Below are 23899 nucleotides of genomic sequence, written 5' to 3'. Positions count from 1 at the left end.
CAGTATCGATGATTCCTAGACACTCAGCAAGACAAATGTTGCAGGACGGATACATACCTACCCAATCTCTGTCTAATTCATGGGAGGTCGATTAGACAGATAGCTGGACAGCTGTCTAGACAGTCACTTGGACAGATGGTCCGAGGGCCTTCCTGCCTGGATCATCCGCATCGACGCCGCGATCAGTCCCGAGATCTCGCTCATGTTGCCCGGCACGATCAGCGTGGTCTGCGCCTCGTTGGCCACGTTGCGGAACGCGTCCACCGCCTTCTCGGCGACCTCCAACTGCACCGCCTGTTCGCCACCGGGCTGCTGGATCGCCGCGGCCACCTTGCGAATGGCCTCGGCCTTGGCTTCGGCCACCGCCAGGATGGCGGCCGCCTGGCCCTGCGCCTGATTGATCTCGGCCTGCTTCTCGCCTTCGGAGCGGGCGATGAAGGCCTCGCGTTCACCCGTGGCGATGTTGATCTGCTCCTGCCGGCGGCCTTCGGAGGCGGCGATCAGGGCCCGCTTTTCCCGCTCCGCGGTGATCTGGGCCTGCATCGCGCGCAGGATCTCGGCTGGCGGCGTCAGGTCCTTGATCTCGTAGCGCAGCACCTTCACGCCCCAGTTCAGCGCCGCCTCGTCGATGGCCTGGACCACGGCGGCGTTGATCATGTCGCGCTCCTCGAAGGTCTTGTCCAGCTCCAGCTTGCCGATGACGCTGCGCAGCGAGGTCTGGGCCAGCTGGGTGACGGCCACGATGTAGTTGGAGCTGCCGTAGCTGGCGCGCATCGGGTCGGTGACCTGGAAGTACAGGATGCCGTCCACCTGCAGCTGGGTGTTGTCGCGGGTGATGCAGACCTGGCTGGGCACGTCCAGCGGAATCTCCTTCAGGCTGTGCCGGTAGGCCACCTTGTCGATGAAGGGCACGATGAAGTTCAGGCCCGGGGTCAGCGTGGCGTCGTACTTGCCCAGCCGCTCCACTACCCAGGCGTGCTGCTGCGGCACCACCTTCAGCGTGCGGATGACGAACACGATCGCCACCACCAGCAGGATCAGCGCGATGTACATGGTTTTCTCCTCCTCGGCCCCTCAGGCCTTTTCAACGACAAGACGGTTGCCCACGACTTCCCGCACCCGGTGGCGGCCCGGCTGCAGGGTGCTGCCGGGCGCGGCGGTGACGGTCCAGGTGGCGCCGCGGTAGCGCACCTGGGCCGAGCCTTCCGGGTCCCAGGCTTCGACGTGGACGATTTCGCCCACATCCAGGTTCACGTCGGGGTTGGCCGCGGCGGGCGGTCCGGCGGGGCGCCGGCCCCGCGACCAGTGCCAGCCGCCCACGGCCCCGCCACCCACCAGGGCGGCGGTGACCAGCTGCACGGTGGTGTCAGCGCCCGCATGGGCGGCCAGCGCGCCGGCGGCCAGGCCCAGGGCCAGCATCAGTAAATAGAAAGTCCCTGTTGCCAGTTCCACGGCCACGGCCGCGCCGGCCAGCAGCCACCAAAGCGTCGATTGCGCCATCGCTGTCCCTCCTTCGTTCTCAGCCCAGCCATTGTGGGCGATGCGCGGGACGCACCGGCGTCACCGCGATTTCATACACTTCGCGGCTTGCCTTTCCGGCCCGCCGCCAACCATCCACCCGCATGAAATTCCGCTTTCCCATCGTCATCATCGACGAAGACTACCGGTCGGAGAACACTTCCGGCCTGGGCATCCGCGCGCTGGCCCAAGCCATCGAGGCCGAAGGCATGGAGGTGCTGGGGGTCACCAGCTACGGCGACCTGGCGCAGTTCGCGCAGCAGCAGAGCCGGGCCAGCGCCTTCATCCTGTCCATCGACGACGAGGAATTCACCCCCGGGCCGGACCTGGACCCGGCGGTGCTGAACCTGCGCAACTTCATCAACGAGGTGCGGCGCAAGAACCCCGACGTGCCGCTCTACGTGTACGGCGAGACCAAGACGTCGCAGCACCTGCCCAACGACATCCTGCGCGAGCTGCACGGCTTCATCCACATGTACGAAGACACGCCGGAGTTCATGGCGCGTCACATCATCCGGGAAGCCAAGTCATACCTTGAGGGCATCCAGCCGCCGTTCTTCAAGGCGCTGCTGGACTACGCGGAAGACGGCTCGTACTCGTGGCACTGCCCGGGCCATTCGGGCGGCGTGGCCTTCCTGAAGAGCCCCATCGGCCAGATGTTCCACCAGTTCTTCGGCGAGAACATGCTGCGCGCCGACGTCTGCAACGCGGTGGACGAGCTGGGCCAGCTGCTGGACCACACCGGCCCGGTAGCGGCCAGCGAGCGCAACGCGGCGCGCATCTTCAACGCCGACCACTGCTTCTTCGTCACCAACGGCACCAGCACGTCCAACAAGATGGTCTGGCACCACGAAGTGGCGCCCGGCGACGTGGTGGTGGTGGACCGCAACTGCCACAAGTCCATCCTGCACTCGATCATCATGACCGGGGCCATCCCCGTGTTCCTGAAGCCGACGCGCAACCACTTCGGCATCATCGGGCCTATCCCGCAGGCCGAGTTCTCGCCGGAAGCCATCAAGGCCAAGATCAAGGCCAACCCGCTGCTGGCCCACGTCGACCCGGAAACCTGCAAGCCGCGCATCGTGACGCTGACCCAGAGCACGTACGACGGCGTCCTGTACAACACCGAGACCATCAAGAAGCAGCTGGACGGCTACGTCGAGGCGCTGCACTTCGACGAAGCCTGGCTGCCGCACGCGGCCTTCCACCCGTTCTACGGCAGCTTCCACGCCATGGGCAAGAAGCGCGCGCGGCCGCAGAAGTCCATCACCTACGCCACGCAGTCCATCCACAAGCTGCTGGCCGGCATCAGCCAGGCCAGCCACGTGCTGGTGCAGGACGCCAGCGAGAACAAGCTGGACCGCCACCTGTTCAACGAGGCGTTCCTGATGCACACCTCGACCAGCCCGCAGTACTCCATCATCGCCAGCTGCGACGTGGCCGCCGCGATGATGGAGCCGCCCGGCGGCACGGCGCTGGTGGAGGAATCCATCATGGAAGCGCTGGACTTCCGGCGCGCCATGCGCAAGGTCGACCAGGAGTACGGCAAGGACTGGTGGTTCAAGGTCTGGGGCCCGGACAAGCTGGCCGAGGAGGGCATCGGCCGGGCCGACGACTGGATCATCAAGGGCGAGGCCCGCACGGCCAAGTGGCACGGCTTCGGCAACCTGGCCGAAGGCTTCAACATGCTGGACCCGATCAAGTCCACCGTGGTCACGCCCGGCCTGGACCTGAACGGCAAGTTCGCCAAGACCGGCATCCCGGCTTCCATCGTCACGCGCTTCCTGGCGGAGCACGGCATCATCGTGGAGAAGACCGGCCTGTACTCGTTCTTCATCATGTTCACCATCGGCATCACCAAGGGCCGTTGGAACACGCTGCTGACGGCGCTGCAGCAGTTCAAGGACGACTACGCGCGCAACCAGCCGATGTGGCGCATCCTGCCGGAGTTCTGCGCCCAGTACCCGCGCTACGAGCGCATGGGCCTGGCCGACCTGTGCCAGCACGTGCACGAGCTGTACGCCCGCTACGACATCGCGCGCCTGACCACCGACATGTACCTGTCGGACCTCAAGCCCGCGATGAAGCCCAGCGACGCCTACGCGCACATCGCCCACAAGAAGACCGAGCGGGTGGAGATCGACCACCTGGAAGGCCGCATCACGACGTCCCTGGTGACGCCGTACCCGCCGGGTATCCCGCTGCTGATCCCGGGCGAGGTGTTCAACAAGAAGATCGTCGACTACCTGAAGTTCTCGCGTGAGTTCAGCGCCATCTGCCCGGGCTTCGAGACCGACATCCACGGCCTGGTGGAAGAGGTCGGCCCGGACGGCCGCCCGCGCTACTTCGCCGACTGCGTGAAGGTGACGCCATGAAGTGGCGTCATCCTCGCGAAGGCGGGGGCCCAGGACAATGAGCGTTCCTTCCAGCGCGCTGCCTGCGCAGGCGACACCGGCCGTCGTGCCCTGGCTGCTGAACATCGCGCACGCCATCGACCACATGTTCCTGCTCATCTTCGCCACCGCGGTGGCGGCGATGGCCACGGAGTTCGGCGCGGCGCGCTGGGAAGACCTGATGCCGGTGGGCGTCGGCGCCTTCGTGATGTTCGGCCTGGGGTCCATCCCCGCCGGCCGGCTGGGCGACCTGTGGGGCCGGCGCCAGATGATGCTGGTGTTCTTCTTCGGCATGGGCGTGTCGGCGCTGCTGGTCGCGGTCACGCAGAACAGGTGGCAACTCGCCGCCGTGCTGACGTTGCTGGGCACCTTCGCTTCCATCTACCACCCGGTGGGCATCCCGATGCTGGTGCAGCAGGCACGCAACCCCGGCGCCACCATCGGCCTGAACGGGCTGTCCGGCAACCTGGGCATCGCGGTCGCCGCGCTGGTCACCGGCTATCTGGTGAAGTGGGCGGGCTGGCGCGTGGCGTTCGTGGTGCCGGGGCTGGTGTCGATCGGCTGCGGCCTGGCGTTCGCGTGGCTGTGCCCGCGCGAGACCGAGCCGCCGCACAAGCGCACGAGCAAGGCCAGGGTCACGCTGTCGCAGGCGCAGCTGGCGCGCGCGTTCCTCGTCATGACCACGGCGGCGGCCACCGGCGGCATCCTCTTCAACATGACCACCAACGCCAACACGCAGCTGATGGCCGAGCGCTTTCGCGGCGTGGTGGAAGACCCCGCGATGCTGGGCACGCTGCTGGCCATCGTCTACGCCATCGCCTCCCTGGCGCAGGTGATCGTGGGCCGGCTGATCGACCGCTACGCGCTGCGGCCGCTGTACGTGGGGGTGGCGCTGCTGCAGATTCCGCTGCTGCTGATCGCGGCTCATTCGCAGGGCTGGCTGCTTTTCGCCGCGCTGACGGGCGTGATGGTGTCGATCTTCGGCGCCATCCCGTTCACCGACGCGATGATCGTGCGCTACGTGGATGACCGCCTGCGCTCGCGCGTGGCCGGCATGCGCCTGGCCGTGGGCCTGGGCATCAGCTCGGTGGCGGTGTGGGCGCTGGGCCCGGTGGTCAAGGGCGTGGGGTTCACCACGCTGCTGATGGTGCTGGCCGCCATCGCCGCCGTGACGGCGACGATCGTCAACTTCCTGCCGGACGAGAAGTAGGCCTGTCATGCCGGGCTTGACCCGGCATCCACCTCCGGAAGGTGGCTAGGGCGCGATGGCTCGGTGACGGATTGCGGGTCAAGCCCGCAATGACATCTTCACTCGGCGATGCCGCCGACCACCTGGCTGAAGCCGCCGTCCACGTAGGTGATCTCGGCGCTGACGCCACCGGCCAGGTCGGACAGCAGGAACGCGGCGACGTTGCCGACGTCCTCGATGGTCACGTTGCGGCGGATGGGCGAGGTGTCCGCCACCACCGACAGGATCTTGCCGAAGCCCTTGATGCCGCTGGCCGCCAGCGTCTTGATGGGACCGGCGCTGATGCCGTTGACGCGGATGCCCTTGGGACCCAGCGACTCGGCCAGGTAACGCACCGAAGCTTCCAGCGAAGCCTTGGCCAGGCCCATGGTGTTGTAGTTGGGGACCGTGCGGATGGCCCCCAGGTAGGTGAGGGTGAGCAGCGCCGACTTGTCGTTGAGCATGGGCAGCGCCGCCTTGGCCATGGCCGGGAAGCTGTAGGCGCTGATGTCGTGCGCGATCTTGAAGCCTTCGCGCGACAGCCCGTCGAGGAAGTCGCCGGCGATGGCTTCGCGCGGCGCGTAGCCGATGGCGTGCACGAAGCCGTCGAACTTGGGCCAATGCGCGCCCAGGTCCGCGAACAGCTTGGCGATCTGGGCGTCGTCGCCCACGTCGCAGTCGAACACCAGCTTGGAGCCGAACTCCGCGGCGAATTCGGTGATGCGGTCCTTGAACCGCTCGCCCACGTAGCTGAAGGCCAGCTCCGCGCCTTGCGCGTGGCAGGCGCGGGCGATGCCGTAGGCGATGGAGCGGTTGGACAGCACGCCCGTGATCAGGAATTTCTTGCCGGTGAGGAAGCCCATGCGTCTTTTCGTGTGCGGAATCTGGGCAGAATTGTCGCATGCGAGGTTGGGTTCTTCCGCTGGTGATCGCGTTGACGGCAGCCGCCGCGCCCAGTTGGGCAGCCCATGCGTACGCCCAGTTCGGCGACGTGAAATACCCGCCGGGCTTCACCCACTTCGACTACGTCAATCCGGCCGCGCCCAAGGGCGGCGAGATTCGCATGGTGCCGCCCACGCGGAACACCAACTTCGACAAGTTCAACCCGTTCACGCTCAAGGGCACGCCCCCGCACGCCATCGACGCGCTGATGTTCGACAGCCTGCTGACGGGCGACCTGGATGAGCCGGCCACGGCCTACGGCCTGCTGGCGGAAGACGTGGACGTGGCGCCGGACGGCCTGTCGGCCACCTTCCGCCTGCGGCCCGAGGCGCGCTTCCACCACGGCAAGCCGGTGCTGGCGGCGGACGTGGTGCATTCGCTGAACACGCTCAAGAGCCCGCAGGCCGCGCCGCAGTTCCACACCATCTACGCGGAAGTGAAGCAGGCCGTGGCGGTGAACGAGCGCACCGTGCGCTTCGACTTCGCGTCGCCCAACCCGGAACTGCCGCTCATCGCCGGCTCCATGGCGGTGTTCAGCCGCGACTGGGGGGCCGGCAAGCCGTTTGACCAGGTGGTGTCCGAGATCCCCATCGGCTCGGGACCGTACCGCATCGCCAACCCGCGTCTGGGTGGGCGCGACATCACCTACACGCGCGACCCGAACTACTGGGCGCGCGACCTGCCGGTGCGGCGCGGCCAGTTCAACTTCGACCGCATCACCTTCAAGATCTACCTGGACGAAACCTCTCGCTTCGAAGGCCTGAAGGCGGGCGAGTTCGACTTCATGCGCGAGTTCATCTCGCGCAACTGGGCCCGGCAGTACAAGGGCAAGCAGTTCGACAGCGGCGAGCTGAAGAAGGGCACCTTCACCAACCGCAACCCGGGCGACTTCCAGGGCTACGTCTTCAACCTGCGCAAGCCCAAGTTCCGGGACCCGCGGGTGCGGCAGGCCATCGGCCTGGCGGTCGACTTCGAATGGATGAACCGGCAGCTGTTCTACGGCCTGTACAAGCGCGTGCAGGGCTATTTCCCGAACAGCGACTTCCACGCCGAGGGCCTGCCCAAGCCCGACGAGCTGGCGCTGCTGGAGCCACTGCGCGGCAAGCTGCGGCCCGAGGTGTTCGGCCCCGCGGCGCAGCCTTCCAGCACCGCGCCGCCCAACAGCCTGCGCGAGAACCTGCGCCGGGCGCAACAGCTGTTGAAGGACGCGGGCTGGACCTACCGCGATGGCGCGCTGCGCAACGCGCAAGGCGAACCCTTCGTGATCGAGTTCCTGAACGACCAGCCTTCCATCGTGCGCATCGTCGCGCCGTTCCAGAAATCGCTGGAGAAGCTGGGCATCCAGTTCGTCTACCGGTCCGTGGACTATTCGCTGTCGAAGCAGAAGATGGACGCGTTCGATTTCGAGATGACCTCGGTCCGCATCCCTGCTTCGCTGACACCCGGAAGCGACCTGATGGAGCGCTTCGGCTCCAAGGCGGCTGCCACGCCGGGTTCGGCCAACATCTGGGGCATCGCCGACCCGGCGGTGGATGCGCTGCTGCAGAAAGTGGTGTCGGCCCGCAGCCGGCCCGAGCTCAACACCGCCATGCGCGCGCTGGACCGCGTGCTGGGCCACGGCTACTACTCGGTACCGCAGTACTACAGCGACAACTTCCTGGTGGGCTACCGGCCTCGCCGCTTCGTGCTGCCGGCGGTAACGCCGCCTTACTACGACGTCGACCCGTGGGCGATGTCCACCTGGTGGGCCTCGCCGGAGAATCGCTGAAGGACCGACAGACATGGCCGCCTACATCCTCAAGCGCCTGCTGCTGATGATCCCCACGCTGCTGGGGGTGCTGCTGGTCACTTTCGCCATCGTGCAGTTCGTGCCCGGCGGGCCGGTGGAGCAGATGGTGGCGCAGCTGCAGGGCCGCGATTCCGGCGGCGAGCGCGCCGCGTCCCCGGGCGCCGGCTACCGCGGCCGGCAGGGCATCGACGAGCAGCAGATCGCGGAGATCCGCAAGCTGTACGGCTTCGACAAGCCGGCTCACGAGCGCTTCCTGCAGATGCTGGGGCAGTTCGCGCGCTTCGACCTGGGCCAGAGCTTCTACCAGCACAAGGACGTGTGGGAGCTGGTGAAGGAAAAGCTGCCGGTGTCGGTCAGCCTGGGGCTGTGGACGTTTTTTCTCAGCTACCTGATAGCGGTGCCGCTGGGGGTGGCCAAGGCGGTGCGCGCGGGCACCCGGTTCGATTTCGTCTCCACGCTGTTCGTGTTGGTGGGCTACGCCATCCCGGGGTTCGTGCTGGGCGTGGCGCTGCTGGTGGTGTTCGGCGGCCAGCTGCAGTGGTTCCCGCTGCGCGGGCTGACGTCGTCCAACTGGGAGCAGCTCAGCCTGGGCGGCAAGGTGGTGGACTATCTGTGGCACATCGTGCTGCCGGTCACCGCGATGGTGTTCGGCAGCTTCGCCATCACGGCCATGCTGACCAAGAACGCCTTCCTGGAAGAGATCCGCAAGCAATACGTGCTGACGGCGCGCGCCAAGGGGCTGGACGAAGGGCGCGTGCTCTGGAAGCACGTGTTCCGCAACGCGCTGATCCCGATCATCACGGGCTTTCCGGCAGCCTTCATCGGCGCGTTCTTCACCGGCTCGCTGCTGATCGAGACGCTGTTCTCGCTGGACGGCCTGGGGCTGCTCAGCTACGAAAGCGTGATCCGCCGCGATTACCCGGTGGTGCTCGGCACGCTGTACCTCTTCACGCTGATCGGGTTGGTCACGAAATTGATCAGCGATCTCTCGTACGTTCTGGTGGACCCGCGTGTCAAGTTCGACTGAGGGCAACGCAATTCCCGTTCGGCCTGAGCTTGTCGAAGGCCCGGCCGAGGCCGCTTCGACAGGCTCAGGACAGGCTTCGACAAGCTCAGGCCGAGCGGGTGGGGAATCCATTCCGGGTGGGGCATCCATCACGGGTGAGGCACCCATCCCGGGCGGGGTGTCAATTCCGGGCGGGGTGTCGGTTTCCCCCGGTCGCCGTGCCTGGCAGCGCTTCCGGCGCAACCGCATCGGCTTCGTCAGCCTGGTGGTCTTCTCGATGCTGGTGGTGGTGAGCCTGTTCGCCGAGGTGATCTCCAACGACAAGCCGCTGGTGGTTCGCTACGAAGGCCAGCTGTACTTCCCGCTGGTGCGCGACTACCCCGAGACCGCCTTCGGCGGCGACTTCCCCACGCCCACCGACTACCTGGACCCGTTCATCACGAAGAAGCTTTCGCAGGGCGGCAACTGGGCGCTCTATCCGCCCAACCGCTACGGCCCGCGGACGCTGAACTACTTCGCCAGCCAGCCGAACCCGGCGGCACCTTCGGGCGAGAACGTCTTCGGCACCGACGACCGTGGGCGCGACCTGCTGGCGCAGTTGATCTACGGCTTCCGCGTCAGCGTGCTGTTCGGCCTGGCGCTGACGGTCATCGGCGTGGTGCTGGGCGTGGTCACCGGCGCCATCCAGGGGTACTTCGGCGGCCGCACCGACCTCACGTTCCAGCGCCTGATCGAGATCTGGTCCTCGATGCCGGAGCTGTACCTGCTGATCATCTTCTCCGCCGTGTTCGCGCCCAGCGTGGCGCTGCTGCTGGTGCTGCTGTCGCTGTTCGGCTGGATGGGGCTGTCCGACTACGTGCGGGCGGAGTTCCTGCGCAATCGGCAGATGGACTACGTGCGCGCCGCGCGGGCGCTGGGCGTGGGCAACGTTCGCATCATGTGGCGGCACATCCTGCCCAACAGCATGACGCCGGTGGTGACCTTCCTGCCGTTCCGCATGAGCGCCGCCATCCTGGCGTTGACCTCGCTGGATTTCCTGGGCCTGGGCGTGCCGCCTGGCACGCCTTCGCTCGGCGAGCTGCTGAGCCAGGGCAAGGCCAACCTGGACGCGTGGTGGATCTCGCTGTCCACCTTCGCCGTGCTCGTCGTCACGCTGCTGCTGCTGACGTTCATGGGCGACGCGCTGCGCGACGCGCTCGATCCGCGCAAGGCGGGGCCGGCATGAGCTTCGACGCCGGCCTCACGCAGGCCTTCATGAAGGAGAAGCCGCTGCTGGACGTTCGCGGCCTGCGCGTCGCGTTCGGCGGCAAGGAGGTGGTGCACGGGGTGGACTTCAGCATCCGCGCGGGCGAGAAGCTGGCGCTGGTGGGCGAGTCCGGCTCCGGCAAGACGGTGACGGCACTGTCGCTTCTGGGGCTGGTGCAGGGCGCGCAGGTGACGGGCGCCGCGCTGCTGGAACCGCCGAAGGGCGCCACCGGCCACCGGGTGGACCTGTTGTCGCTGCCCGAACGCGAGCTGCTGCGCGTGCGCGGCGGTGACATCGCGATGATCTTCCAGGAGCCGATGACGGCGCTGAACCCGCTGTACACCGTGGGCGACCAGGTGGCGGAGGTGCTGGAGCTGAAGCAGGGCCTGTCGCGCCGGCAGGCCTGGGCCGCTGCCATCCAAGCTCTCGCGGCCACTGGCATCCCCGAGCCCGGACGGCGGGCCCAGGCCTTCCCGCACCAGTTGTCGGGCGGGCAACGGCAGCGCGCCATGATCGCGATGGCGCTGGCATCGCGCCCGCGGCTGCTGCTGGCCGACGAGCCCACCACCGCGCTGGACGTCACGCTGCGGGTGCAGATCCTGAACCTGCTGGCCGACCTGCAGCGCCAGACCGGCATGGCGGTGCTGCTGATCACGCATGACCTGAACATGGTGCGGCGCTTCGCCGACCGGGTGGCGGTGATGGAGAACGGCGTGCTGGTCGAGGAAGGCGAGGTGAGGGCGGTGTTCGAGCACCCTGGCCACGCGTACACGCGCAAGCTGATCGGCAGCAGGCCGGAGCGCGGGGTGAGCGAAGCGCCGTCGCAAGGCGCCCCCATCCTCCGGGGCGACGCGGTGCGTGTGGCGTATCCGGTGCCCATCCCCGGCTTCCGTGGCTGGTTCCGGCGCGGGGAATTCGTGGCGGTGCAGGGTGCCAGCTTCCAGGTCGCGCCCGGGCGCACGCTCGGCGTGGTGGGCGAGTCGGGTTCGGGCAAGTCCACCCTGGCCTTGGCGGCGCTGGGCTTGCTTCCGCACGCCGGTGGACTGGACGTGGCAGGCGGCCGGTGGCGGCGCGGCACGGCTGCCAACCGGCCATTGCGGCGGCAGGTGCAGGTGGTGTTCCAGGATCCGTATTCGTCGCTGTCGCCGCGCATGACGGTGGAGGAGATCGTCGGCGAGGGACTGCTGGTGCACGAGCCTGGACTGCCCGCCACCGATCGCCGCCGGCGCGTGCTGGCAGCGTTGGCGGACGTGGGCCTCGGCGAAGAGCAGTTCCCCGGCCTGCTGGACCGTTATCCGCACGAGTTTTCCGGCGGCCAGCGGCAGCGGCTGGCCATCGCGCGGGCCCTGATCGTCGGCCCTTCGCTGCTGGTGCTGGACGAGCCCACCAGCGCGCTGGACGTCACCATCCAGAAACAGGTGCTGGCCCTGCTGCAACGGCTGCAGCGCGAAAAGGGGCTGGCCTACCTGCTGATCACGCACGACGTGGACGTGGTGCGCGCCATGGCGCACGAGGTGCTGGTCATGAAGGAAGGGCAAGTGCTGGAAGCCGGCCCGGTGGAGCAGGTGCTGGGCAGGCCGTCGCACGACTACACGCGCGCCCTGGTCGCCGCCGCGGCGTGAGCATGTCGCTGCGCCCGCGGCGGACGAGCATCCCGCCCGGCGAGGTGGAAATCACCGCCGTGCGCTCCCAGGGCGCCGGTGGCCAGAACGTCAACAAGGTCGCCAGCGCGATCCACCTGCGCTACGACATCCGGGGCTCGTCGCTGCCGGCCGAGCACAAGGCCCGGCTGCTGGCTTCGCAGGACCAGCGCATCACCCGGTCTGGCGTGCTGGTGATCAAGGCTCAGCAGCACCGCACGCAGGAGCTCAACCGCCAGGAGGCCTGGGACCGGCTCCAGGAGGCGGTGGACGCCGTGGCCGAACCGCCGCGCTTGCGCAAGCCGACCAAGACCCCATTTGGGGAAAAGGTCAGGCGCTTGGCCGACAAGCGGCGCCGGGCGGACATCAAGCTCAGGCGCTCGGGCCGCGACCCGGACGACTGAATCGCCCCCCAAACAGTTGCGAAAACCCGCTGCGCGCGGTACAATCTTTGCTTCACGACCAAGCCGGGCGGGTACTCACCGCCCGTTTTTTTTGGGCGCGCGAAAAGTTGGGGAAACAGAAGAAGTGGCGTTGCAGGACATCGCCGGGCAGACCGTGACGGGCCTGGGCTACGAGCTGGTGGAGATCGAACGCTCCGCCGGCGGCCTGCTGCGCGTGACCATCGACCTGCCCTGGCAGCCGGGCACGCCGGAGACGTTCGTGAACGTCGAGGACTGCGAGAAGGTCACGCGGCAACTCCAGTACGCGCTGGAAGTCGAAGGCATCGACTACAAGCGGCTGGAAGTGTCGTCGCCGGGGCTGGACCGCCCGTTGCGCACGGAACGCGACTTCGAGCGGTTCGCCGGCGAAGTGGTCGACGTGACGCTCAAGGCGCCGGTGGGCGCCGCGGGCGCGGGACTGGTGGCGGCCAACCGGCGCAAGTTCCGCGGCCGGCTGGAGAAGGCCGAAGGGGCCGGAGCCGGCTGGCAGGTCGTGTGGACCGACGAGCCGGCCGCCAAGCCGGGCCAGAAGGTGAGCAGGAAGCGGGAAGCCGCGCCGTTGCAGGTGCTGGGCTTCACGCTGGACGAATTGAAGGAGGCGCGTCTCGCGCCGGTGGTGGATTTCAAGGGCCGCAAGGCCCGGCCGGGGGCGCAGCCCGAGGCGGTTGGTGGAGCAGAGAAATGAACCGTGAACTGTTGATGCTGGTCGAGGCGATCTCGCGCGAGAAGAACGTCGAGCGCGACGTCGTGTTCGGCGCCGTGGAATCGGCGCTGGCCCAGGCCACCAAGAAGCTCTACGAGGGCGAGGTGGACATCCGCGTGGCCATCGACCGCGATTCGGGCAACTACGAGACCTTCCGCCGCTGGCTGGTCGTGCCCGACAGCCAGGGCCTGCAGAACCCCGACGCCGAGGAGCTGCTGATGGACGCCCGCGACCGCGTGGCCGACGTCGACGAGGGCGACTACATCGAGGAGCCGGTGGACTCGCTGCCCATCGGCCGCATCGGCGCCATGGCCGCCAAGCAGGTCATCCTGCAGAAGATCCGCGACGCCGAGCGCGAGATGCTGCTGAACGACTTCATGTCGCGCGGCGACAAGATCTTCGTGGGCACCGTCAAGCGCATGGACAAGGGCGACATCATCGTGGAGAGCGGGCGCGTCGAAGGGCGCCTCCGCCGCGGCGAGATGATCCCCAAGGAGAACCTGCGCAACGGCGACCGCGTCCGCGCCATGATCATGGAAGTGGACCTGACGCTGCGCGGCGCGCCCATCATCCTGTCGCGCGCGGCGCCCGAGTTCATGATCGAGCTGTTCCGCCAGGAAGTGCCCGAGATCGAGCAGGGCCTGCTGGAGATCAAGAGCTGCGCCCGCGACCCGGGTTCGCGCGCCAAGATCGCCGTGCTGTCGCACGACAAGCGCGTGGACCCCATCGGCACCTGTGTGGGCGTGCGCGGCACGCGCGTGAACGCGGTGACCAACGAACTCGCCGGCGAGCGCGTGGACATCGTGCTGTGGTCCGAGGACCCGGCGCAGTTCGTCATCGGCGCGCTGGCACCGGCCAACGTCACGTCCATCGTGGTGGACGAGGAGAAGCACGCCATGGACGTGGTGGTGGACGAGGAGAACCTCGCCATCGCCATTGGCCGCGGCGGCCAGAACGTGCGCCTGGCTTCCGAGCTGACCGGCTGGAAGATCAACATCATGGACGCCAACGAATCGGCCCAGAAGCAGGCCGAGGAGCAGACCACGCTGCGTTCGCTGTTCATGGAGAAGCTGGACGTCGACGAGGAGATCGCCGACATCCTGATCTCCGAGGGGTTCACCAGCCTGGAGGAAGTGGCCTACGTGCCGATCCAGGAGATGCTGGAGATCGAATCCTTCGACGAGGACACCGTCAACGAGCTGCGCGCCCGCGCCAAGGACGCGCTGCTGACCATGGAGATCGCACGCGAGGAAAGCGTCGAGGAAGTCTCGCAGGACCTGCGCGACCTCGACGGCCTGAACCCCGCGCTCATCTCCAAGCTGGCCGAGGCCGGCGTGCAGACCCGCGACGAGCTGGCCGACCTGGCCGTCGACGAGTTGACCGAGATCACCGGCCAGTCCGCGGACGAGGCCAAAGCCCTGATCCTGAAGGCGCGCGAGCACTGGTTCTCCGGTGCGGCGGCAGCCCATGAGTGAGATGGAGGGGTCCAGAACATATGTCCAGTACGACCGTCGCCGAGTTCGCGAGCGAACTCAAGAAATCACCCCAGACGCTGCTTGAGCAATTGCGCAGCGCCGGCGTGGCCAAGTCCGCGCCGACCGACGCGCTGTCCGACGCCGACAAGCAGAAGCTGCTCGGCTACCTGCAGGCCAGCCACGGCACTGCTTCGCCCGAGCGCAAGAAGATCACCCTGGTCAAGAAGAGCACCAGCGAGATCAAGCAGGCCGACGCCAGCGGCAAGGCGCGCACCATCCAGGTGGAAGTGCGCAAGAAGCGCACCTTCGTCAAGCGCGATGAAGGCGGCGACACCGCCGTCGTCGAGGCGCCCGAGCCCGAGGTCCGCGACGCCGCGCCGCATGTGGACGATGCCGAGCTGTCCCGCCGCGAGGAAGAGGCGCGCCGCCAGGCCGAACTGATCCGCCGCCAGGAAGAAGACCTGGCCGAGAAGCGCCGCCTGCGCGAAGAGCAGGAAAAGCGCGAACGCGAAGCCGAGGAGCGTGCCGCCGCGTACGCGGCCGCCGAAGAACAGAAGAAGGCCGCGGTCGCCAACGCGCAGGCCGAAGCCAGCGCAGGCGCCGCCGAAGCCGCCGCCGCCCGTGCCGCCGCCGCCGCGGAAGCCCGCGCGCGCGCCGAAGCCGAATCCAAGGCCCGCGCCGACGAGGAAGCTGCCCGCGCCAAGGACCTGGAAGACCGCCGCCGCAAGGCGCTGGCCGAGGCCGAGGCCATCCGCGCCATGATGGCTGCGCCCAAGAAGGTGCTGGTCGCCAAGAAGCCCGAGGAAGCCAAGCCGGTCGCCAAGCCCGGCGACGCCGCCAAGCCCGGTGCCAAGGGCACGCTGCACAAGCCGGCCACCACCGGCCGCGCCGCGCCCGGTTCCGCCCCCGCGGCGCCCGGCTCCGGCAAGGAAGTCAAGTCGGCCAAGCTGTCGTCCAGCTGGGCCGCCGACCCGTCCAAGAAGAAGCCCCTGCCGACCCGCGGCGACGCGTCGGGCGGCGTGGGCCGCAACAACTGGCGCGGGGGCCCGCGCGGCCGCCGCGGCAATGACCGCGACCAGCGCGACGACTCGCGCCAGCAGGAACCGCAGGAGCAGCGCGTCATCGAAGTGCACGTGCCGGAGACGATCACCGTCGCCGAGCTGGCGCACAAGATGGCGATCAAGGCTTCGGAAGTGATCAAGGCGCTGATGAAGATGGGCCAGATGGTCACCATCAACCAGCCTCTGGACCAGGACACGGCCATGATCGTGGTCGAGGAAATGGGCCACAAGGCGGTGGTTGCCGCCCTGGACGACCCGGAAGCCTTCACCGACGAGGACACGGCCGCCGCGGAAGGCGAAGCCCTGCCGCGCGCCCCGGTGGTCACCGTCATGGGCCACGTCGACCACGGCAAGACTTCGCTGCTGGACTACATCCGCCGGGCCAAGGTGGCGGCGGGCGAAGCCGGCGGCATCACGCAGCACATCGGCGCGTATCACGTCGAAACGCCGCGCGGCGTCATCTCGTTCCTGGACACCCCGGGCCACGAGGCCTTCACGGCCATGCGTGCCCGCGGTGCCAACGCCACCGACATCGTCATCCTGGTGGTGGCGGCCGACGACGGCGTGATGCCGCAGACCAAGGAAGCGGTGAAGCACGCCAAGGCGGCGGGCGTCCCGATCGTGGTCGCGGTCAACAAGATCGACAAGGCCGGTGCCAACCCCGACCGCGTGAAGCAGGAGCTGGTGGCCGAGGAAGTGGTGCCCGAGGAATACGGCGGCGACTCGCCGTTCGTCAACGTCTCGGCCCTCACCGGCCAGGGCGTCGACGACCTGCTGGAGCAGGTGCTGCTGCAGGCCGAAGTGCTGGAGCTGAAGGCGCCGGTGGATGCCGCCGCCAAGGGCCAGGTCATCGAAGCGCAGCTGGACAAGGGCCGCGGCCCGGTGGCCACGGTGCTGGTGCTCTCGGGCACGCTGAAGGTGGGCGACGTCGTGCTGGCGGGCCAGACCTACGGCCGCGTGCGCGCCATGCTGGACGAGAACGGCAGGACGGTGAAGTCGGCCGGTCCCTCCATCCCGGTGGAGATCCAGGGCCTGACCGAAGTGCCGCAAGCCGGCGACGACTTCATGGTGATGACCGACGAGCGCCGCGCGCGCGAGATCGCCACCTACCGCGCCGGCAAGTTCCGCAACACCAAGCTGGCCAAGCAGCAGGCGGCGAAGCTGGAGAACATGTTCGAGAACATGGCCGCCGGCGACGTCAAGACGCTGCCCATCATCGTCAAGGCCGACGTGCAGGGTTCGCAAGAAGCGCTGTCGCAGTCGCTGCTGAAGCTGACGACCGAGGAAGTGCGCGTGCAGCTGGTGTACGCCGGCGTGGGCGGCATCAGCGAGTCGGACGTCAACCTGGCCATCGCCTCCAAGGCGGTGATCATCGGCTTCAACGTGCGCGCCGACGCCGGCGCGCGCAAGCTGGCCGAGGGCAACGGCATCGACCTGCGCTACTACAACATCATCTACGACGCGGTCGACGAGCTGAAGGCCGCCATGTCGGGGATGCTGGCGCCGGAGAAGCGCGAAGAAGTCATCGGCTCGGCCGAGATCCGCACGGTGTTCGTGGCTTCCAAGATCGGCACGGTGGCGGGCTGCTACGTCACGTCCGGCCTGGTCACGCGTTCGGCGCACTTCCGCCTGCTGCGCGACAACGTCGTCATCTACACGGGCGAGCTGGAATCGCTCAAGCGGATGAAGGACGACGTGCGCGAGGTCAAGGAAGGCTTCGAGTGCGGCGTGAAGCTGAAGAACTACAACGACATCAAGGAAGGCGACCAGCTCGAGTTCTTCGAGGTGAAGGAAGTGGCCCGAACGTTGTGACGCGATGACGGATGACCTCGTGCTGCGCACGTCGATGACAAATGACCGGTCATTCGTCATTCGTCGTTGAGACGCGCAGCGTCGAAGTCATGCGGGCCGCAAGCGAAGCAGTCATGAAGAAGCAGACCAAGCCCAACCGCAGCTACCAGGTCGCCGACCAGGTCCAGCGCGACCTGGCGGAGCTGATCCGCGAGGTCAAGGACCCCCGGCTGGGCATGGTCACGATCAGCTCGGTCGAGGTGACGCCGGACTACGCGCATGCGCAGGTGTTCTTCAGCGTGCTGGTGGGTGACCCGCAGGAATGCGAGGAGGCCCTCAACCACGCGGCGGGCTTCCTGCGCAACGGCCTGTTCAAGCGGCTGCACATCCACACCGTGCCGACGCTGCACTTCCATTTCGACCGCACCACCGAGCGCGCGGCCGACATGAACGCGCTGATCGCGCGCGCCGTCGCTTCCCGTTCCAAAGACACGGACGGCCAGGGCTGAAGCATGAGCGCACCACGGGCACGGGTCGTGAGGCGCCCCGTGCATGGGGTGCTGCTGCTGGACAAGCCGAGAGGCCTGTCCAGCAACGACGCGCTGCAGAAATGCAAATGGCTGCTGCGGGCCGAGAAGGCGGGCCACACCGGCACGCTGGACCCGCTGGCCACCGGCGTGCTGCCGCTGTGCTTCGGCGCGGCCACCAAGTTCAGCCAGCTGCATCTGGACGCGGACAAGGCCTATGAAGCCGTCGCGGTGCTCGGCGTCGTCACAAGTACCGGCGATGCCGAAGGCGAAGTCGTGTCGCAGGCCCCGGTGCCGCATGTCGACGACGTCGTGCTGGCGAAGCTGGAAAGCCTGTTCACCGGACGCTTGAAGCAGGTGCCCCCGATGCACAGCGCGCTGAAAAAGGACGGCAAGGCGCTGTACGAATACGCGCGCGCCGGCGAAACCGTCGAACGCGAGCCGCGCGAGATCACCGTGCACGAACTGCGGCTGGAGGCCATCGCGCACGAGGGCTGGGCCGCGCTGAAGATCCGCACGCGCGTGAGCAAGGGCACCTACATCCGCACGCTGGGCGAAGACATCGGCAAGGCCCTGGGCTGCGGTGCGCACCTGGCGTCGTTGCGCCGCGTGGCCACCGGCCCGTTCGACATCTCGGAATGCGTGGACCTGGAAGCCTTCCAGGCCATGAGCGAGCCCGAGCGCGAAGCCGCGCTGCTGATGCCCGAGGCGCTGCTGGGCGGACACACGCCCGTCACCCTGGGCCGCGACGATGCGGGCCGATTCCTTTCCGGACTGCGCCGCCGCGGCGCGTGGCCCGACATCGAAGCCGCCGCCGTATTCGGAGAAGACCCGCCGGCGCTGCTCGGCACCGGCCACGTGAAGGCCGGCGAACTCATCCCCGGGCGTTTGCTGAGCCCGATCGAAATCCAGCAAATCCTGCAGTCGCGAACCGCGACCACGACCCCATGACCGCCAAGCAAATCCGCAACATCGCCATCATCGCCCACGTCGACCACGGCAAGACCACCATGGTCGACCAGCTCCTGCGCCAGTCGGGCACCTTTGCCGAACACGAGAAGGTGCAGGACACCGTGATGGACAACAACGCCATCGAGCGCGAGCGTGGCATCACCATCCTGGCCAAGAACTGCGCCGTCAGCTGGAAGGGCACGCACATCAACATCGTCGACACCCCCGGCCACGCCGACTTCGGCGGCGAGGTGGAGCGCGCGCTGTCCATGGTCGACGGCGTGCTGCTGCTGATCGACGCCCAGGAAGGCCCGATGCCGCAGACCCGCTTCGTCACCAAGAAGGCGCTGGCCCTCGGCCTGCGCCCGATCGTGGTGGTGAACAAGGTGGACAAGCCGGGCGCCGATCCCGACAAGGTGATCAACGCCGCCTTCGACCTGTTCGACAAGCTGGGCGCCACCGACGAGCAGCTGGACTTCCCGGTGGTGTACGCGTCCGGCATCAACGGCTGGAGTTCGATGGAAGCCGGCGCGGCGGGCGAGCAGTGGGGCCCGGACATGTCGGCCCTGTTCGAGACCGTGCTGAAGCACGTGCCGGCGCACGAAGGTGATCCGGCCGCGCCGCTGCAGCTGCAGATTTCCGCGCTGGACTTCTCCACCTTCGTCGGCCGTATCGGCGTGGGCCGCATCAACGCGGGCACGCTCAAGCCCGCCACCGACGTGCTGGTGATGGAAGGCCCGGACGGCAATTCGTTCAAGGGCCGCATCAACCAGGTGCTGACCTTCCAGGGCCTGGACCGCGTGCAGGTCAACGAAGCCGGCCCCGGCGACATCGTGCTGGTCAACGGCATCGCCGACCTCGGCATCGGCGTCACCATCACCGACCCGCTGAACCCGCAGCCGCTGCCGGTGCTGAAGGTCGACGAGCCGACGCTGACGATGAACTTCTGCGTCAACACCAGCCCGCTGGCCGGCCGCGAAGGCAAGTTCGTCACCAGCCGCCAGATCTGGGACCGCCTGCAGAAGGAGCTGCAGTCCAACGTGGCGCTGCGCGTGCGCGAGACGGACGAGGAGGGCGTGTTCGAAGTGTCCGGCCGCGGTGAACTGCACCTCACCATCCTGCTGGAGAACATGCGCCGCGAAGGCTACGAGCTGGCCGTGTCCAAGCCGCGCGTGGTGTTCAAGGACATCGACGGCCAGCGCTGCGAGCCGATCGAGCTGGTGACCGTGGACATCGAGGAGCAGCACCAGGGCGGCGTGATGCAGGCGCTGGGCGAGCGCAAGGGCGACCTGGTGAACATGGAGCCGGACGGCCGCGGCCGCGTGCGCCTGGAGTACCGCATCCCCGCGCGCGGGCTGATCGGCTTCTCCAACGAGTTCCTGAACCTCACCCGCGGCTCGGGCCTGATCTCGAACATCTTCGACCGCTACGAGCCGTTCAAGGGCGACATCGGCGGCCGCAAGAACGGCGTGCTGATCTCCATGGACGACGGCGAGATCTTCACCTACGCGCTGGGCAAGCTGGACGACCGCGGCCGCATGTTCGTCAAGGCCAACGACCCGGTGTACGAAGGCATGATCGTCGGCATCCACAGCCGCGACAACGACCTGGTGGTCAACGCCACCCGCACCAAGCAGCTGACCAACTTCCGCGTCAGCGGCAAGGAAGACGCGATCAAGATCACGCCGCCGATCGAACTGACGCTGGAATATGGCGTCGAATTCATCGACGACGACGAGCTGGTCGAGATCACGCCGAAGTCGGTGCGCCTGCGCAAGCGCTTCCTGAAGGAGCACGAGCGCAAGCGTGCCCTGCGAGAAGCAGCCTAAGATCGCGACTCCGCCCGCGGGACACGGGCGGACCACAACAACAACGAGATGAAGCTCACCCACACCAAAGCGGTGTTCCTGATGGTGGCGGTCACCCTGATGTGGTCGATCGCCGGCGTCATCACGCGCCACCTGGAGCAGGCGCGCAGCTTCGAGGTCACCTTCTGGCGCAGCTTCTTCACCGTGCTGTCGCTGCTGGTGATCCTGCCGTTCTTCCAGGGGCGCGCCGTGTTCCGCAAGTTGCGCACCGGCGGCGCGCCGCTGTGGCTGTCCGGCCTGTGTTGGAGCGTGATGTTCACCGCCTTCATGGTGGCGCTCACGCTGACCAGCGTCGCCAACGTGCTGGTGACCATGGCGGCGGGACCGTTCCTCACGGCGCTGGTGGCGCGCATCTTCATCGGGCACCGCATCCCCGGCCGCACCTGGCTGGCCATCCTGGTGGCCGGCGTGGGCATCGGCTACATGTACGGCGCGCAGGTGTCGGGCGGGCAGATGGCCGGCACGCTGGTGGCGCTGTGCGTGCCGCTCGCGGGCGCGGTCAACTGGACCGTCGCGCAGCGCGCGCATGCGCACGGCGAAAACATCGACCTGGTGCCGGCGGTGCTGGTGGGCGCGGTCATCTCCTGCATCGCCACGCTGCCGCTGGCCATGCCGTTCGCCGCCTCGTGGCACGACATCGGCCTGCTGGCGCTGCTGGGGCTGGTGCAGTTGTCGATCCCCTGCGTCCTCTCGGTGCTGTGCGCGCGGGTGCTGAAGGCGCCGGAGGTCGCGCTGCTGGCTTTGCTGGAAGTGATCTTCGGCATCGTGCTGGCCTGGGTGGGCGCCGACGAGGTGCCGACGCAGACGGTGCTGTCGGGTGGCGCGCTGGTCATCGGCTCGCTGGTGATGAACGAAGTGGTGGGCTGGAGGCAGCGCGCATGAGCGAGGTGGTGGTCGAGGTTTCGGGCAAGGCGGGGCGCATCACGCTCAACCGGCCCAAGGCGCTGAACGCGCTGTCGCTGGACATGATCCGGGCGCTGACGTCCACGCTGCTGCAGTGGCGCGACGACCCGCGCGTCGAGGTGGTCACCATCCGCGGCACCGGCAAGGAAGGGCCCTTCGGTTCCTTCTGTGCGGGCGGCGACATCCGCTTCTTCCACGCCGCCGCGCTGGCGGGCGACCCGGCGCTGGAGGCCTTCTTCACCGAGGAATACACGCTCAACCACCTCGTGCACGGCTACGCGAAGCCGTACGTCGCCTTCATGGACGGCATCGTGATGGGCGGCGGCATGGGCATCTCGCAGGGCGCGCGCTGCCGCATCGTGACCGAGCGAACGAAGATGGCGATGCCCGAGACCAACATCGGCCTGTTCCCCGACGTGGGCGGCGGCTACTTCCTCTCGCGCAGCCCCGGCCGCCTGGGCGAATACCTGGCGCTGACGGGCGAGATGATCGGCGCGACGGACGCCGTGGATGCGCGCTTGGCCGACATCTCCTTGCCTTCCGGCGAGTTGCCTTCGCTGTGGGACAGGCTGGCCATCGAGGGTTCGGCCGCCGTGCCCGTGCCGCACCGCGTCGAAGGTTCGCCCCTCTCGCAGCATCGTCCCGAGATCGACCGCATCTTCGCGTTGCCCACCGTGCCCGAGATCGTCTCCGCGCTCGAAGCCGAAACGTCCGACTGGGCGCGCCACACCGCCGCTGCGTTGCGCAAGCGGTCGCCGCTGATGCTGCACGTGGTGCTGGAACAGGTGCGCCGCGCGCGCGCCATGAACCTGGCCGACGACCTGCGCATGGAGCGCGACCTGGTGCACCACTGCTTCCACCTGCGCCCTGGCGCGGCCAGCGAAACCGTGGAAGGCATCCGCGCGCTGGCGGTGGACAAGGACCACTCGCCGCGCTGGAACCCGGCGCGCATCGAGGACGTGACGCCGGCCATGGTGGCGCCGTTCTTCGCCAGCCCCTGGCCGGCGGAACAGCACCCGCTGCGCGGCCTGGCCTGAGCGCCGCGGCTCAAAGCTGGCGGTAGACGGTCTCCGCCAGCGGCAGCAGCTCGGCGCGGCCCATCCGGCCGGCCAGCGCGTAGCCGAACCCCTGGTCCACCCAGTAGAAGCTGGAAGCGCCGTCTTCGTGCGTGAAACGGAAGGCCGTCTCGCCGGTACCTCCGTCGCTGGGACCCTTGGCACCGGAATCCACCGCGCCGACGTACAGCGTGATGCGCTCGGTGCGCGCGTTCTGGTACATGAACTGCGCCCGCGCGCCGTCCTCGCCGGGCAACAGGCGGCCACCGACCAGCTCGTAGCCCTGCGCCGTGAGGTCGGGCACCTTCAGCGGCCGGCCCAGGCGCTTGGACAGCCACTGAACCAGGTGATCCTGCTGCGCGGCCGTCACTTCCACCGGATGCCGCACCTCGGGCGAATACACCACGTGCGCCACCACGGCCTGGCGGCCGAACTCGGCCAGCTGGCGCGGCTTGGCGCCGGCCTGGTCCCAGCCGTGCGCCAGCCAGCCGACGGTGAAGGCGATCACCACCGAGGCGGCGATGCCGCCCCAGCGCTGCCACCGGTCCAGCCGGCGGCCTTCCTGGCGAAGATGGCGCGCGGCGGCAGCCAGCGCGGGCGGCACGGGCTCGCGCAGCACGCCGGCATGCAGGGCGCGCAGGTGTTCGCGTTGCGCGGCCCAGGCCTTCACGGTGGCTTCAGCCTCGGGGTCAGCGGCCAGTTGGGCGCGCAGCGCTTCGCGCTCCGCGGGCGGCAGCTGGCCATCCACCAGCGCATGCAGGCGGGCTTCGTCGGGACGCGGATCGGTTCCTGCGTTCATCTCGGTTCTCATTTCATCCGGCGCAACGGCACCACCGCCGCGGGCAAGCCGCCTTCCATCAGTTCCCGCAGGCGGCTGCGCGCGCGGGAGAGGCGCGACATCACGGTGCCGATCGGCGTGCCGGTGATGCGGGCCACTTCCTCGTAGCTGAGGTCCTGCAGGGTGACCAGCAGCAGCACCTCGCGCTGTTCGTCGGGCAGGCGAAGCAGGCAGCGCTGCAGGTCCAGCGCCTGGTCGGTCGGGCCGGAGGGCGCCACCAGCTCCGGTGCCGCATCGTCCAGGTCCAGGTGCTGGTCCGCCTGCTGGCGCAGCGCGCGGCGCGCGCCGTCGATGAACAGGTTGTGCATCAGCGTGAACAGCCAGGCGCGCAGGTCACTGCCGGCCTGCCACAGGCGCCAGCGGTCGCAGGCTCGCTCCAGCGTGTCCTGCACCAGGTCGTCTGCCGCCCACGCGTCGCCAGCCAGCGTGCGCGCATAGCGCCGCAGCTGCGGGATCTGCGCCTCGAGATCGGCGGCGGACAGTGGCATCGGCGCAGCTTAGTGCAGCGGGGCCGGACGCGAA

At 68.1% G+C, this 23899-nt stretch carries 20 protein-coding genes; 15 read left to right on the top strand and 5 right to left on the bottom strand.

The window, feature by feature from the left end; genetic code table 11:
* Positions 1-123 precede the first annotated feature (123 nt).
* Both EZ216_RS03650 and EZ216_RS03645 read right to left on the bottom strand, forming a co-directional pair.
* Positions 124-1053 carry an SPFH domain-containing protein gene (locus EZ216_RS03650; protein WP_135248204.1) on the bottom strand — a complete coding sequence of 310 codons (930 nt, stop codon included), beginning with the start codon at positions 1051-1053 and terminating at the stop codon, positions 124-126.
* A 21-nt stretch (positions 1054-1074) separates the two neighbouring features.
* Complete coding sequence (locus EZ216_RS03645; protein ID WP_135248203.1) at positions 1075-1500, bottom strand: NfeD family protein; 426 nt, start codon at positions 1498-1500, stop codon at positions 1075-1077.
* A gap of 122 nt (positions 1501-1622) precedes the next feature.
* Here EZ216_RS03645 and EZ216_RS03640 point away from each other — a divergent pair, with 122 nt between their 5' ends.
* Both EZ216_RS03640 and EZ216_RS03635 read left to right on the top strand, forming a co-directional pair.
* Complete coding sequence (locus EZ216_RS03640) at positions 1623-3893, top strand: arginine/lysine/ornithine decarboxylase (RefSeq protein WP_135248202.1); 2271 nt, start codon at positions 1623-1625, stop codon at positions 3891-3893.
* Between the two features lie 37 nt (positions 3894-3930).
* Positions 3931-5121, top strand: coding sequence for an MFS transporter (locus tag EZ216_RS03635; protein WP_135248201.1), 1191 nt, complete (start codon positions 3931-3933; stop codon positions 5119-5121).
* A gap of 98 nt (positions 5122-5219) precedes the next feature.
* Here the strand turns inward: EZ216_RS03635 and fabI are convergent, their stop codons facing one another.
* Positions 5220-6002 (bottom strand): enoyl-ACP reductase FabI, encoded by a 783-nt coding sequence (fabI, locus tag EZ216_RS03630; RefSeq protein WP_135248200.1) that lies wholly within the window; start codon positions 6000-6002, stop codon positions 5220-5222.
* Between the two features lie 38 nt (positions 6003-6040).
* On the opposite strand from fabI, the gene EZ216_RS03625 reads away from it, so the two are divergent.
* The 13 genes from EZ216_RS03625 (at position 6041) to EZ216_RS03565 (ending at position 22521) form a co-directional block, all read left to right on the top strand.
* On the top strand, positions 6041-7849 hold the full coding sequence (locus EZ216_RS03625; protein ID WP_135248199.1) for an extracellular solute-binding protein: 1809 nt from the start codon (positions 6041-6043) through the stop codon (positions 7847-7849).
* Between the two features lie 13 nt (positions 7850-7862).
* Positions 7863-8897, top strand: coding sequence for a microcin C ABC transporter permease YejB (locus EZ216_RS03620; RefSeq protein WP_135248198.1), 1035 nt, complete (start codon positions 7863-7865; stop codon positions 8895-8897).
* Positions 8898-9072: 175 nt separating this feature from the next.
* Positions 9073-10101: an ABC transporter permease gene (locus tag EZ216_RS03615; protein ID WP_439126709.1), complete on the top strand. Its 1029-nt coding sequence runs from the start codon at positions 9073-9075 to the stop codon at positions 10099-10101.
* Positions 10098-11744: an ABC transporter ATP-binding protein gene (locus EZ216_RS03610; RefSeq protein ID WP_167772817.1), complete on the top strand. Its 1647-nt coding sequence runs from the start codon at positions 10098-10100 to the stop codon at positions 11742-11744. The genes EZ216_RS03615 and EZ216_RS03610 overlap by 4 nt, the downstream gene beginning before the upstream one ends.
* A gap of 2 nt (positions 11745-11746) precedes the next feature.
* Positions 11747-12166, top strand: a complete 420-nt coding sequence (gene arfB, locus EZ216_RS03605) for an alternative ribosome rescue aminoacyl-tRNA hydrolase ArfB (RefSeq protein WP_135248197.1) — start codon at positions 11747-11749, stop codon at positions 12164-12166.
* A 124-nt stretch (positions 12167-12290) separates the two neighbouring features.
* Positions 12291-12890: a ribosome maturation factor RimP gene (gene rimP / locus EZ216_RS03600; protein WP_135248196.1), complete on the top strand. Its 600-nt coding sequence runs from the start codon at positions 12291-12293 to the stop codon at positions 12888-12890.
* Entirely contained in the window at positions 12887-14383 is a 1497-nt protein-coding gene (nusA, locus tag EZ216_RS03595; protein WP_135248195.1) for a transcription termination factor NusA, read from the top strand. Before rimP ends, nusA begins: the two co-directional genes overlap by 4 nt.
* 20 nt (positions 14384-14403) lie before the next feature.
* Complete coding sequence (gene infB, locus EZ216_RS03590; protein WP_135248194.1) at positions 14404-17256, top strand: translation initiation factor IF-2; 2853 nt, start codon at positions 14404-14406, stop codon at positions 17254-17256.
* Between the two features lie 113 nt (positions 17257-17369).
* Positions 17370-17744, top strand: a complete 375-nt coding sequence (rbfA, locus tag EZ216_RS03585; RefSeq protein WP_135248193.1) for a 30S ribosome-binding factor RbfA — start codon at positions 17370-17372, stop codon at positions 17742-17744.
* Between the two features lie 3 nt (positions 17745-17747).
* On the top strand, positions 17748-18713 hold the full coding sequence (gene truB / locus EZ216_RS03580) for a tRNA pseudouridine(55) synthase TruB (protein WP_135248192.1): 966 nt from the start codon (positions 17748-17750) through the stop codon (positions 18711-18713).
* Positions 18710-20542, top strand: coding sequence for a translational GTPase TypA (gene typA / locus EZ216_RS03575; protein WP_135248191.1), 1833 nt, complete (start codon positions 18710-18712; stop codon positions 20540-20542). Before truB ends, typA begins: the two co-directional genes overlap by 4 nt.
* A 48-nt stretch (positions 20543-20590) precedes the next feature.
* A complete protein-coding gene (locus EZ216_RS03570) occupies positions 20591-21463 on the top strand; it encodes a DMT family transporter (RefSeq protein WP_135248190.1) in 873 nt (290 codons plus the stop codon).
* On the top strand, positions 21460-22521 hold the full coding sequence (locus tag EZ216_RS03565; RefSeq protein ID WP_135248189.1) for an enoyl-CoA hydratase/isomerase family protein: 1062 nt from the start codon (positions 21460-21462) through the stop codon (positions 22519-22521). Before EZ216_RS03570 ends, EZ216_RS03565 begins: the two co-directional genes overlap by 4 nt.
* A 10-nt stretch (positions 22522-22531) precedes the next feature.
* Here the strand turns inward: EZ216_RS03565 and EZ216_RS03560 are convergent, their stop codons facing one another.
* On the bottom strand, positions 22532-23338 hold the full coding sequence (locus EZ216_RS03560; RefSeq protein WP_205959613.1) for an anti-sigma factor family protein: 807 nt from the start codon (positions 23336-23338) through the stop codon (positions 22532-22534).
* A gap of 8 nt (positions 23339-23346) precedes the next feature.
* Positions 23347-23865 carry a sigma-70 family RNA polymerase sigma factor gene (locus EZ216_RS03555; RefSeq protein WP_135248187.1) on the bottom strand — a complete coding sequence of 173 codons (519 nt, stop codon included), beginning with the start codon at positions 23863-23865 and terminating at the stop codon, positions 23347-23349.
* Positions 23866-23899 lie beyond the last annotated feature (34 nt).

Source organism: Ramlibacter humi, from assembly GCF_004681975.1.
Classification (GTDB): domain Bacteria; phylum Pseudomonadota; class Gammaproteobacteria; order Burkholderiales; family Burkholderiaceae_C; genus Ramlibacter; species Ramlibacter humi.
The sequence above is the reverse complement of the archived record's forward strand: the minus strand, read 5'-3'. Positions and strand labels throughout refer to the sequence as shown.